This window comes from Mesorhizobium sp. AA23 (genome assembly GCF_001672435.1).
Lineage (GTDB): Bacteria > Pseudomonadota > Alphaproteobacteria > Rhizobiales > Rhizobiaceae > Mesorhizobium.
In genome coordinates this window covers 18,809-30,468 of the sequence record NZ_LYTP01000014.1, presented here as the reverse complement: position 1 = coordinate 30,468, position 11,660 = coordinate 18,809, and the positions used below count along the sequence as shown (strand labels likewise).

The 11,660-nt window shown below is 64.8% G+C and carries 10 protein-coding genes; 5 read left to right on the top strand and 5 right to left on the bottom strand.

The window, feature by feature from the left end; all coding sequences use genetic code 11:
* Positions 1 to 3: 3 nt before the first annotated feature.
* The 4 genes from A9K66_RS15425 to A9K66_RS31490 form a co-directional block, all read right to left on the bottom strand.
* On the bottom strand, positions 4 to 1,272 hold the full coding sequence (locus tag A9K66_RS15425) for a cyclopropane-fatty-acyl-phospholipid synthase family protein (RefSeq protein WP_067324947.1): 1,269 nt from the start codon (positions 1,270 to 1,272) through the stop codon (positions 4 to 6).
* A 409-nt stretch (positions 1,273 to 1,681) separates the two neighbouring features.
* Complete coding sequence (locus tag A9K66_RS15420) at positions 1,682 to 3,100, bottom strand: pilus assembly protein (RefSeq protein WP_067325002.1); 1,419 nt, start codon at positions 3,098 to 3,100, stop codon at positions 1,682 to 1,684.
* Positions 3,101 to 3,401: 301 nt separating this feature from the next.
* Complete coding sequence (locus A9K66_RS15415; protein ID WP_067324945.1) at positions 3,402 to 4,271, bottom strand: transglutaminase family protein; 870 nt, start codon at positions 4,269 to 4,271, stop codon at positions 3,402 to 3,404.
* Positions 4,271 to 4,396 (bottom strand): hypothetical protein, encoded by a 126-nt coding sequence (locus tag A9K66_RS31490; protein ID WP_278057108.1) that lies wholly within the window; start codon positions 4,394 to 4,396, stop codon positions 4,271 to 4,273. The genes A9K66_RS15415 and A9K66_RS31490 overlap by 1 nt, the downstream gene beginning before the upstream one ends.
* Positions 4,397 to 4,477: 81 nt before the next feature.
* Here A9K66_RS31490 and A9K66_RS15410 point away from each other — a divergent pair, with 81 nt between their 5' ends.
* The gene (locus A9K66_RS15410) at positions 4,478 to 5,143 is read left to right on the top strand and encodes an HAD-IA family hydrolase (protein ID WP_067324943.1); all 666 of its coding nucleotides are present in this window, start codon (positions 4,478 to 4,480) and stop codon (positions 5,141 to 5,143) included.
* 102 nt (positions 5,144 to 5,245) lie between these two features.
* Here the strand turns inward: A9K66_RS15410 and A9K66_RS15405 are convergent, their stop codons facing one another.
* Positions 5,246 to 5,455, bottom strand: a complete 210-nt coding sequence (locus A9K66_RS15405; protein ID WP_067324941.1) for a DUF1674 domain-containing protein — start codon at positions 5,453 to 5,455, stop codon at positions 5,246 to 5,248.
* A 105-nt stretch (positions 5,456 to 5,560) separates the two neighbouring features.
* Here A9K66_RS15405 and htpX point away from each other — a divergent pair, with 105 nt between their 5' ends.
* The 4 genes from htpX (at position 5,561) to purH (ending at position 11,535) form a co-directional block, all read left to right on the top strand.
* On the top strand, positions 5,561 to 6,574 hold the full coding sequence (gene htpX / locus A9K66_RS15400) for a zinc metalloprotease HtpX (protein ID WP_067324939.1): 1,014 nt from the start codon (positions 5,561 to 5,563) through the stop codon (positions 6,572 to 6,574).
* Positions 6,565 to 7,950 carry an RsmB/NOP family class I SAM-dependent RNA methyltransferase gene (locus A9K66_RS15395; RefSeq protein WP_245307539.1) on the top strand — a complete coding sequence of 462 codons (1,386 nt, stop codon included), beginning with the start codon at positions 6,565 to 6,567 and terminating at the stop codon, positions 7,948 to 7,950. Before htpX ends, A9K66_RS15395 begins: the two co-directional genes overlap by 10 nt.
* Positions 7,951 to 8,097: 147 nt before the next feature.
* Entirely contained in the window at positions 8,098 to 9,822 is a 1,725-nt protein-coding gene (locus tag A9K66_RS15390; RefSeq protein WP_067324937.1) for a heparinase II/III family protein, read from the top strand.
* Positions 9,823 to 9,918: 96 nt separating this feature from the next.
* Positions 9,919 to 11,535 carry a bifunctional phosphoribosylaminoimidazolecarboxamide formyltransferase/IMP cyclohydrolase gene (gene purH, locus A9K66_RS15385; RefSeq protein WP_067324935.1) on the top strand — a complete coding sequence of 539 codons (1,617 nt, stop codon included), beginning with the start codon at positions 9,919 to 9,921 and terminating at the stop codon, positions 11,533 to 11,535.
* The last annotated feature ends 125 nt before the right edge of the window (positions 11,536 to 11,660 follow it).

Below are 11,660 nucleotides of genomic sequence, written 5' to 3'. Positions count from 1 at the left end.
TCCCTACCGGTACAAATCTTCACGCGTCGGCGGCAGGACGCTTGGTCCCCGCGCGCGCTTGGTGGCGACGGTCTGGAAAATCTGCGCCGAGGCGCGTTCGAAGGCGATCGAGCAGCCGGTGAGATAGAGCAGCCATAGCCGCGCTTTCGCCTCGCCGACCTCGGCGATCGCCTCGTCGAAGCGCGCATGGAGACGCTCGGCCCACAGCCGGCAGGTGCGCTGATAATGCTCGCGAAGGTTCTCGACATCATGGACGAGGAAGCCACGCGCCTCGAGATTGCCGAGCGTCATGCCGATCGTGTCGAGCTCTCCACCTGGGAAGATGTATTTGATCAGCGCCTTGTATTCCGGGCCCTTGCGCAACGTCTTGCGGATGTCGCCCTTGCTGCGCCTGGTGATGGCGTGGTGCAGATAGATTCCGCCGGGCTTGAGCAGACGATGGACGGCCGAAAAGTAGGCGTCGTGATTGGCAATACCCAGATGCTCGAACATGCCGATGGACGATATCTTGTCGAACGTGCCGGAGAGCTCGGCGTAGGATTTGATCTCGATGGTGATACGGTCCTCGAGACCCTCGGCGCGGATGCGCTCGCGGGCAAGCTCCGTCTGGGCCCGCGACAGCGAGACGCCATGGCCGACGACGCCGTAATGCTTCGCCGCATGGATCAGCATCGCGCCCCAGCCGCAGCCGATGTCGAGCAGCCTTTCGCCGGGCTTCAGCCTGAGCTTGCGGCAGATATGGTCGAGCTTGTCGACTTGCGCCTGGTCGATGCCGTTGGCGAAATCCTTGAAATAGCCGCAGCTATAGACCATGCGCTCGTCAAGGAAGAGCCGGTAGAAGGCATTCGAGATGTCGTAGTGATGCTGGATCGCTTCCTTGTTCGACCCGCTGACATAAGGGTTGCGGCCGGAGAGGTCGCTGCGCGCCGTCATCTGTTTTCGCGAGAACAGCACTACCGGGAGGTCGCGCAGGATCTCCAGCTTGGGCAATGATCTGAGCTTCGTCTTGAGCCTGCCCTGCGAGGGCACGGCGTAGAAGTCGAACAGCGTGCCCTCTTCGATGTCGACGGTCTTGGAAATCCACATCTCGACAAGCGTCGAGAAGGCAGGACGCCGCAGCAGTTGCCAGACGATGTCCTGATCGTTGATGGCAAGCACCGGACCGTCGGCGGGCCCGATCCGCTCGCCGGTCCAAAGCCTGACCGCAAAACCCGGCTTCAACGTCTCGACGACCCTGCGTACGATCCGCGCGGCTCTGTCGGCGGCGTCCATTCCCACCTCCCGATAGGCGAAACACCGCCCTCGAGCGCCACTGTCGTCTACCGGCCTGTCGACCGCAATCCCGATCTGTTGCGAAAAAGCATCGCGCGAGGATGATCCTCGCCCGATGCACGGCCATTCCGTAGCGTCATCTTGTGTTTTGCCGCGACGCACCCCATCATTTGGCTGTGTTCAACAAACCGAAAGGAGGTGATCCGATGTCGAGTGATTTCGTTTTCCATAACGTGAGCTCAGCGGATTGCACTTCCGGGAAGCAGTCTTCCCGTTAAGGCGCGAGACGCGCGGCAGGTGACCCGAAGGGGTCGCCGCCAGGAGCCGCGTCATGGACGGAAACACGGAAGGCCGCCTGCTTCGTCAAGAAGCGGCGGCCTTTTCCTTTTCTCGCGGCCTGCCCTGTGGGTCAGCGATTGATGGTGAGCTTCTCGATATTGCGGGTGATCTGATCGAAGGCATCTGACAGTTCGGCGCCCGTGGCGGCCTCGTAAAAATGCTTGAGCGACGACGTGTCGTCGGTCGCACAGTCCTTCAATACGGATCTCGCTTGATCCCTCTCGGTCGTCGTCATCGACGGATCGTTGAGATCGAAGCCGATGGTGAAAACCTCTATGCCGTCGTGCTTCATATTCTCGCAAATGGCTTCGGCATTGGCGCGCGACCTCCGGCCCTCGTCGTCGGACGCGGACGTGCCGCGCCCGCGGGCAAAGGCGGTGTTGAACTGGCCATCCGTCATCAGGATGGCGATCTTTGCCACTTTCTTCGGATCGAAATTCGCCGGACCCGTGCCCAGGCGGGCATCGGCGATGGCCGAACGCCAGGACGGAGAAAGCATGTAATAGCCCCATTGCGCGGCAACCCCACCTGCCGTCACGCCCGCAGCTTGGAAATGACCGATGGCCGTGAGCAGCGTGTTCTGATCGGCCGTCAGCGGAACCAGAGCCGCGGATGGACACACTTTCATGCGGTAGTCGCGGTTGACCTTGGCCTGATAGGTCCTGCCATTGTTGTCCTGCCTCAGCGTATACGGGCCATCGGACGAATAATCGGCATAGCCGTCCTTGTCCTTGCGCTCGGTGGCGCATTTGTCAGGCGCGGTCGTCACGGAAATGGAAAGCGGCGCATCGATCGGCGGCGGCAGCTTCGGTCCGGTCGACGTCTCGACGAAGACGGTGTCGGCGAGGCCGCCAGTGTTGAGGGCCTCGGCATAGGGGACGATCGCCACCCGGACCCGGGGCTCGCCGGGATCCCGGTTCTGTCCCAAGAGATCCTTGACCGTCTGCGACGCGGCTGCCTGCAGGTCGCCGATCTTATTGGTCTTGGCGCGCTTGTTGGCCGCCATGGAGCCGGTGATGTCGAGCATCATCGCCACCTCGATCTTCTTGTCGGAATAGAGCGCGGTAGTCGAGGCGCCGACACGCTGCATATCGCCAACGCTGAACAGCGGAAAATAGAGGCCGACATCGGCATGCGCATTCACCTGCACGGTCTTCGATGTCCTGTCGATGGTGAGCTTGTCGAGCACGATCTGGTCGGCCTGCAGGATGCCGGCCGCGCTGTTCGCGTCGAGAAATGCCTGTACCGATGCGTTGGCATCGGCTTCCTTGATGATGCCTAGGGTGAGATCGCGTGCCGTCGAAGTCACAGCGGCATCGACGACGCTCTGCAGACTCGATCTCGCATTGTAGACCTGCGCGATATTGACTGCGAATCCCACCCCCAGCGCCAGCACCGATGCGGCAGCCCCAAACAGAACCGCGAAATTGCCTCCGCGATCCCGCGCAAAGCCGTCCACCCCACGAGCGAGACCTTTCAACTGCCGCATCGTCACCCTCGCCTGCTGCGGCTTCGGTGCCGCTCAACGGAAGCGCTGCAGGATTTCGGCCAGACACGGCCACCCTTCTGTTCGAAGGCGCGGAGCGACAGTTAACTCATTGTTTTTGCTGGAACACGGCAGACAGGAAGGTGAATGGCGGGTAAATGGAAACACAATAGGGAAATGCCGTTCATAAAGCGCTTACCATGAGTGGCGGAGCGATTGCGGCCCTTCCCGCTTCGGCACAGTGCGCCCTGTGCCAAAGCGGGTCAGCGCTGGTGCTGGCGCCGCAGTGAAACAGCCGCCTGGCTTACGCGAGCATCTGGGCGCTCGCGGTCCTGTCGATGCCGTGATGCGGCGGCTTGAACAGGTTGCCTTGCTGCTCATAGGTCCACACCTTGAACAGGGTAAGCCGATGCGGGCCGAAGCTGTGCAGCAGCGGCACGTCGGTGGCGTCGCGGCCGCGCGCGATCACGACGCGGCCGATCCTTGGACGATTGTGGCGCGGATCGAACGCGTACCATTTCCCGTCAAGGAACACTTCCATCCAGGCTGAGAAATCCATCGGCGCCGGATCGGCCGGCACGCCGATGTCGCCGAGATAGCCGTTCACATAGCGCGCTGGAATGTTCATCGCGCGGCAGAGCGCTATCGCGAGATGCGCGAAGTCGCGGCAAACGCCGACGCGCTCCTCATGCGCCTGCGCCGCCGTGCGGGTGGCGCGGGCATAGCCGTAGCCGAACGAAAGCCGGCTATGGACATAGTCAACGATCGCCTGCGCGCGCGCCCAGCCGGGCGGCAAGTGGCCGAACAGCTCCCAGGCGAGGTTGCTGAGGTGATCGGTTTCGCAATAGCGGCTGCCGAGCAGGTAGACGAGCACCTCGTCCGGGAGGTCCGCCACCGGCATTTCGCGCGCCAGCGTGTTGATCTCGTCGGCCTCGCCGCTGTCCTCGACCACCCCATCAAAGAGGATGCGGAAACCGCCGGCCGGCGCCGTGAAGCGGCGGCAGATATTGCCATGGCTGTCGCGATAGGTGGTCGTCGGCACCGAAGGCGAGGTGAGAAAGCGAGTCTGCCGCTTGATGTCGGCATGGCGATCCGGGTGGATGTCGAGAAGCGCGATGATCGGCGTCGCGGCATCGCATTCGATGGCGATTTCGTAGCCGAGCCTGATCAGCATCACTTCCCCTTGTTGGTGGTCTTGCCCTTGTTGGTGGTCTTGCCCTTGTTGGTGGTCTTGCAAGACTGGTTGGAGAACGCCGCAATGAGGAGCGTTGTTCCGGCGGCGAGTCGAAATGCCGGCATGCGCCTTTGCAGGCTCCGCTTCGGAGGTTAGGATAGCGGTGCGTTTCGCGCTCCCCGAAAACGATTCCCCCAGGATATCCGATGTTCCCAGGCAGAAAGTTCGCCGCTTTCCTTTTCGACATGGACGGCACGGTCCTCAATTCGATCGCCGCGGCGGAACGCGTGTGGACCAAGTGGGCTCGCCGTCACGGCCTCGACGTCGCGAGCTTCCTGCCGACTATCCACGGCAAGCGCGCGATCGAGACCATCGCCGCGCTGAAGCTTCCCGGCGTCGATCCCGTCGTGGAAGCCGATGCGCTGCTCGAGGCCGAGGCGGCCGACCTCGAGGGCATCGTTCCCATTCCGGGTGCTGTGGCGTTTCTCAAGTCGCTGCCGCCGGAGCGCTGGGCGGTCGTCACCTCGGCGCCGCGGGAACTCGCGCTGCTGCGTATGGCGGCGGCCGGCATTCCGGTGCCCGCCATCATGGTCTCGGCCGAGGACGTCACCCGCGGCAAGCCGGCGCCCGACTGTTTTCTTTTGGCGGCAAAGCGTCTCGGCGTCGAGGCGCGCGATTGCCTCGTCTTCGAGGATGCCCCGGCCGGCATCGCCGCGGGCGAAGCCTCCGGCGCCTCGGTGATGGTGATCAGCGCCACGCATGTCCATCCGGTCGTGACGCAGCACGCCAGCATCGCCACCTACGATGCGCTCGGCGTCGCCACTGACGACGATGGCTGGATGATCATCGAGCCGCAGCGCGACGCGGCCTGATGCATGTCGCGGTGTGCAGCGGTTTTGCGAAGACGACAGCACGAACAATGACTTAAAGCGCGTCGCCTGAATCCGCTTCAGCGCGACGCGCCTTGAGTGTCATTAAAAATCAGTGGCCAGACCCTTCACCTCCCAGTCGCCGTAGCGCCCGGGTTCCTTGCCGCCGCGTCCGCCGAACTCTTTCGGCAGGCGGGCTTCCGCCTCGCGGTATGCCTTCCGCCTGGCTTCCGCTTCCGCCAATGCGCGTTGCGCCTCAGGCGACAGCGTCCTTTGCGGCTTGGCGCCTTCGGTTTTGTTGGGTTGATCGGTCATGCGATGCTTCCTGCCGATTGAAACGGGGACCGGCCTTTCCCATCATATAGCCATGACAATGGCAGGATCGACCCCTATTCGCCACCACGCCAGACGGAAGAGACGATGAATACGCTTCGCACCGCCATGCTCCTTGCTGCGATGACCGCGCTGTTCATGGGCGTCGGCTTTCTGATCGGCGGCACCGGCGGCATGGTGATCGCCTTGCTGTTGGCCGCCGGCATGAACCTGTTCAGCTACTGGAATGCCGACAAGATGGTGCTGTCGATGAACCGCGCCATCGAGGTCGACGAGAGGAACGCTCCCGAATATTATGCGATCGTTGAGGCGCTGGCCAAGCAGGCCGGCCTGCCGATGCCGAAGACCTATCTGATCGACAGTCCGCAGCCGAACGCCTTCGCCACTGGCCGCAATCCCGAAAACGCCGCTGTAGCCGCATCGACCGGCCTGCTGGAGCGGCTCAGCCACGAAGAGGTCGCGGCGGTGATGGCGCATGAACTCGCCCATGTGCAGCATCGCGACACGCTTACCATGACGATTGTCGCGACGCTTGCCGGCGCGATCTCGATGCTCGGCAATTTCGCCTTCTTCTTCGGCGGCAGCCGCGAAAACAACAATCCGCTGGGCTTCGTCGGCGTGCTTGTCGCCATGCTCGTTGCGCCCTTTGCCGCCATGATCGTGCAAATGGCGGTGAGCCGCACCCGCGAATACGAGGCCGACCGGCGCGGCGCCGAAATTTGCGGAAATCCGTTGTGGCTCGCCTCGGCGCTCGACAAGATCGCGCGCGGCGCCGAGCGCATTCCCAATCCGGATGCCGAGCGAAATCCGGCGATGGCACATCTGTTCATCATCAATCCGTTGCACGGTGAGCGCATGGACAATCTGTTCTCAACCCACCCGAGCACAGAGAACCGCATCGCCGCCCTGCAGCAGATGGCGCGCGAGATGAGCGGTGCCGCCCAAGCCGCGCGGCGCGAAGCCCCTGCGCCAGGCCAGCCGGACGACCCGCAGGCAGGACCATGGAGCCAGCCGGCCGAGCCGGAGCGGCCGAAGCGCAATCCCTGGGGTCGCAACCCGACCGGCCCCCGCGGCACAGGATCCAAAGGTCCGTGGTCGTGAGCGGAGCGAAGCGCCGACCGCAAACCCAAGGCAGAGGTGACGCAAGTGCGAGCGAAACGGTCGCCGGCCTCGCGGCGCGCAAGGCGGCCGCCCGCCTGCTTGCCGCCGTCATCGATGCCCATACCCCGCTCGACGGCCTGACCGACAACGAGCACGGCCACCCGCAATACAAGGCGCTCGACCAGCGCGACCGCGCATTGGTGCGCGCCATTCTGGTCACGGCGCTGCGCCACCGCATGACCATTGCCGGACTGCTTGCAAGGCGTCTGGAAAGGCCGTTGCCGGCCAACGCCACCGTGCTCTCGCACATCCTGCACGTGGCCGCCGCGCAGATCCTGTTTCTCGACATCCCCGACAGCGCCGCCGTCGACCTCGCCGTCACCCACGCCAAGTCCGACCCACGCACGCTGCGTTTCTCCGGTCTCGTCAACGGCGTGCTGCGCTCGCTGGCGCGTGCCAAGGGCGCCGAGCTGGCGCCGACGCTCGCCGCGACGACCGAGGCGCCCCAGTGGTTCGCAGACCGACTGGCCACAGCCTATGGCGCCGCCAGGGCGGAGGCCATTCTTGCTGCCCATCGCCATGAGGCTCCGGTCGATTTCACCGTTAAAACCGACCCTTCGCTCTGGGCGGAGAAGCTGGGCGGTATCGTGCTGCCGACCGGCACGGTGCGCGTCGAGAAGCTGCAGACCGGCGTCACCGATCTGCCCGGCTTCGCCGACGGCGCCTGGTGGGTGCAGGATGCGGCGGCAGCCCTGCCCGCGCGCCTTTTCGGCGCCATCGAGGGACAACGCATCGCCGATCTTTGCGCCGCGCCCGGCGGCAAGACGGCCCAGCTGATCCTCGCCGGCGCGAACGTCACCGCCGTCGACAGTTCAAAGAACCGGCTGGCCAGGCTGGGTGAGAACCTAAAACGCCTCGGCCTTTCGGCCGAACTGGCGCACACCGACCTGCTCGACTACCGGCCGGCGGAGCCGTTCGACGCCGTGCTGCTCGACGCGCCCTGCTCCTCGACCGGCACCGTGCGCCGGCATCCCGACGTGCCGTGGACCAAAACCATGGCCGATGTCGAGAAGCTCGCCACGCTGCAGCGGCGCCTGCTCGCTCACGCCGTCACTCTCGTCAAACCGGGCGGACGGCTCGTCTTTTCCAATTGCTCGCTCGACCCGATCGAGGGCGAGGAGCTTTATCGCGTCTTCCTTGCCGGAACTCGCGGCGTGATCGCCGATCCGATCCAAGCGGGTGAATTCGCCGGCCTCGATCCCTTCCTCACGCCCGATGGCACGCTGCGCACCACCCCCGCCGATTTGGTGCTGAATTCACCGGGGGTTTCGGGGCTCGACGGCTTCTTTGCCGCCCGGATGAGAAGGACGATTTAGGACGTTATTGCATAAATCTTGCCGACTTTTTTAGCGATGCCCAGGTCATGGCCGCGTGAAGGGGTTCACTTCGTGGAATCCGCCTTCGCATAAGTTCTTGAATCATATAAGCTTGTGCTTAGGGGCTGACGACTATCAGGAGGGGTTTTGGCACTTGCTGCCGGCAGCACGACGCGTCTTTGGACGCTTGTCGCGAGGGAGTTCTGGCGCAAAACGCGCCGGCGCCTTCGTGCCGGTCCTATCTATCGCTGGCGTTATTCCGGCCGCACGCCCGAGCGCGTCCTCATCGCGCCGCCGGATCTGAGGCTCGCCGACCCGCAGATCGCGCTCGAAATCTACTATGGCCGCTATCCGCTGTCCGGCCACATGGTCGAGACCGGCGGCAAATCGCCTTTCCAGATCAATGTGCCCAATCGCGGCTGGCAAAAGTCGCTGCACGGCTTCCGCTGGCTGCGCCATATGCGCGCTGCCGGCACCGAGCTCGCCGCCGCCAATGCTCGCGCCCTGGTCTCGGACTGGATCGTCATGCACGGCAACCAGATATCGGGCGTCGCCTGGGAGCCTGGCACGACAGCCAAGCGGGTGATTGCCTGGCTGCAGCATTCCTCGGTCGTGCTGCAAGGCGCCGAATTCCCGTTCTACCGCGCCTTCCTCAAATCGCTCGCCATGCAGATCCGTTATCTCAGATCGATGGCGCGCGAGATGCCGGACGGCAAGGACAGGCTGCGCGCTCGCATCGCGCTCGCCTTCTCCACCCTGTCGCTACCCGCGCCGGCCTCGGCGCTGCGCGCCGCCACGCGCAACCTGGCCGAGGAGCTCGACCACCAGATCCTGCCGGACGGCGGTCACATCTCGCGCAACCCGATGACGGTGCTGGAATTGCTGGCCGACCTTCTGCCGTTGCGCCAGACCTATGCCAACCAGGCCGAGGCGCCGCCGCCGGCGCTGATCAATGCCATCGACCGCATGCTGCCGGCGCTGCGCTTCTTCCGCCACCAGGACGGCAGCCTTGCCCGCTTCAACGGCATGGGCGCCACCATCCACGATCGCATTGCCACCATCCTGCGTCATGACGACACGGTCGGCGCGCCGCTGCTGCACGCGCCCCATTCCGGCTATGAGCGCCTGTCGATGGGCGGCGTCACGGTGATTGCCGACACCGGCCTGCCGCCGCCTGTCGACATCTCCAACGCGGCGCATGCCGGCTGCCTCGCCTTCGAGCTTTCCTCCGGGCGCCAGCATTTCATCGTCAACGCAGGCATCGACACTTATGGCGCCGCCGAATTCCGGCCGCTCGCCCGCGCCACCGCCGCGCATTCGACCGCCACCGTCAACGACACGTCCTCGGCGCGCTTCAGTCACTCGTTGCGGGTCAGCGACCTACTCGGCTCGCCGCTGATCGGCGGCCCGCAGCACGTGCCCTGCAAGCGCATCGACCAGAAGGGTGTGCAGGGCTTTGTCGCGCGCCACGACGGCTATGCCGCGCGCTTCGGCTTGCTGCACGAGCGGGAGGTGAAGCTGGCGGAGAACGGCAATGTGCTGACCGGCCGCGACCGCTTCCTTCGCCCCGGAGGTGCGGCGATCCGCAACAATGGCCGCGATTTCGTCACCGTGCGCTTCCATATCCATCCCGACATCGGCCTGCTGCACGACGAGCAGGGCCGCCTGACCCTGGCGGCCTCCCAGGGCGACACCTGGGTGTTCACTTGTGCCGAAGTGGCGCCGGAAATCGAGGAATCGATCTATTTCGCCGGGCTCGGCGGACCGCGCCGCAGCCGGCAGATCGTGCTTGCCTTCAAGGCCTCGGAGATCGCCGAGGTGCACTGGCAGCTGACGCGCGCCGCCGTCGCCGGCTATCCCGAGAACAACTGATTCGCGGCCAAGGAACCCGAGTTGCGCGCTTGATTTCCGAGCCTCATATGCTACGGCCCGCGAACGTTCCCAACCAGCCTTGAAAGGCCGCCAGCCATGGCCGTCCCCGCCAAGAACATTCCGGCGCCCGACCTCGTTCCGATTCGCCGCGCGCTGCTTTCTGTTTTCGACAAGACCGGTTTGATCGACTTTGCCAAAGCCCTTGCCGCCGCCGGCGTCGAGCTGGTCTCCACCGGCGGCACCGCGAAGGAGATCGCCGCGGCCGGCCTGGCCGTACGCGATGTTTCGGAGCTGACCGGCTTTCCCGAGATCATGGACGGCCGCGTCAAGACCTTGCATCCCTCAGTGCATGGCGCCCTGCTCGGCGTGCGCGACGACCCAGAGCACGCGAAAGCGATGCACGACCACCACATCCAGCCGATCGACCTCGTCGTGTCCAACCTCTACCCGTTCGAGGAGGTCCGCCGCTCTGGCGCCGGCTACGCCTCGATCGTGGAAAACATCGACATCGGCGGCCCGGCGATGATCCGCGCCTCGGCCAAGAACCACGCCTATGTCGCCATCGTCACCGACCCTGCCGACTATGCCTCGGTGCTCAACGCGCTCGAGATGAATCTCGGCTCGCTGTCGCTCGATTTCCGCAAGAAGCTGGCGGCGAAGGCCTTTGCCCGCACCGCGACCTACGATGCGGCGATCTCCGGCTGGTTTGCCGACACGCTCGAAATCGAGCATCCGACCTGGCGGGCCTTTGGCGGCCGTCTGGACCAGGTGATGCGCTATGGCGAGAACCCGCATCAGGGCGCCGGCTTCTATCTCTCCGGCGACAAGCGCCCGGGCGTCGCGACCGCCAGGCAGCTGCAGGGCAAGCAGCTTTCCTACAACAACATCAACGATACCGACGCCGCCTTCGAGCTGGTCGGTGAATTCGATCCGACCCGGTCAGCGGCGATAGCCATCATCAAGCACGCCAACCCGTGTGGCGTCGCCGAGGGCGCGACGCTGAAGGCGGCTTACGCCAAGGCGCTGGCCTGCGATCCGGTCTCGGCCTATGGCGGCATCGTCGCCATGAACCGCATGCTCGACGCCGAGGCAGCGGAAGAGATCGTGAAGACCTTCACCGAGGTCATCATCGCGCCCGATGCCACCGATGAGGCCGCGGCGATCATAGCGGCGAAGAAGAACTTGCGCCTTCTGGTCACCGGCGGTCTGCCCGACCCGCGCGCCGACGGCACGGTCGCCAAATCGGTCGCCGGCGGGCTGTTGGTGCAAAGCCGGGACAATGCGGTGGTCGACGACCTCGAGCTCAGGGTGGTGACGAAACGCGCGCCGACTCCGGCCGAGATGGCCGACCTTAAATTTGCCTTCCGCGTCGCCAAGCACGTCAAGTCGAATGCCATCGTCTACGTCAAGGACGGCTCGACCGTCGGCATCGGCGCCGGCCAGATGAGCCGCGTCGATTCCTCGCGTATCGCCGCCCGCAAGGCGCTCGACGCTGCCGAGGCGGCTGGCCTGGCCGAGCCGCTGACCAGGGGTTCGGTCGTCGCTTCCGACGCCTTCTTCCCCTTCGCCGACGGCCTGCTGTCGGCCATCGAGGCCGGCGCCACGGCCGTGATCCAGCCCGGCGGCTCGATGCGCGACGAGGACGTGATCGCCGCCGCCGACGAGCACGGCATCGCCATGGTGTTCACCGGCGTGCGGCACTTCAGGCATTGAGGGCCCTTCTTCCCTTCTCCCCTTGTGGGAGAAGGTGGATCGGCGCTTAGCGCCGAGACGGATGAGGGGTGTTCCAGCTTGGCAATGCGCTTGAAATTGCCGCCGCCTCATTCCGTCCAGCACCC

What these genes read in the sequence shown, in the direction of transcription:
- A9K66_RS15425 (WP_067324947.1), bottom strand. Translation starts at nt 1,272, where the DNA reads ATGGACGCCGCCGACAGAGCCGCGCGGATCGTACGCAGGGTCGTCGAG.
- A9K66_RS15420 (WP_067325002.1), bottom strand. Translation starts at nt 3,100, where the DNA reads ATGCGGCAGTTGAAAGGTCTCGCTCGTGGGGTGGACGGCTTTGCGCGG.
- A9K66_RS15415 (WP_067324945.1), bottom strand. Translation starts at nt 4,271, where the DNA reads ATGCTGATCAGGCTCGGCTACGAAATCGCCATCGAATGCGATGCCGCG.
- A9K66_RS31490 (WP_278057108.1), bottom strand. Translation starts at nt 4,396, where the DNA reads ATGCCGGCATTTCGACTCGCCGCCGGAACAACGCTCCTCATTGCGGCG.
- A9K66_RS15410 (WP_067324943.1), top strand. Translation starts at nt 4,478, where the DNA reads ATGTTCCCAGGCAGAAAGTTCGCCGCTTTCCTTTTCGACATGGACGGC.
- A9K66_RS15405 (WP_067324941.1), bottom strand. Translation starts at nt 5,455, where the DNA reads ATGACCGATCAACCCAACAAAACCGAAGGCGCCAAGCCGCAAAGGACG.
- htpX (WP_067324939.1), top strand. Translation starts at nt 5,561, where the DNA reads ATGAATACGCTTCGCACCGCCATGCTCCTTGCTGCGATGACCGCGCTG.
- purH (WP_067324935.1), top strand. Translation starts at nt 9,919, where the DNA reads ATGGCCGTCCCCGCCAAGAACATTCCGGCGCCCGACCTCGTTCCGATT.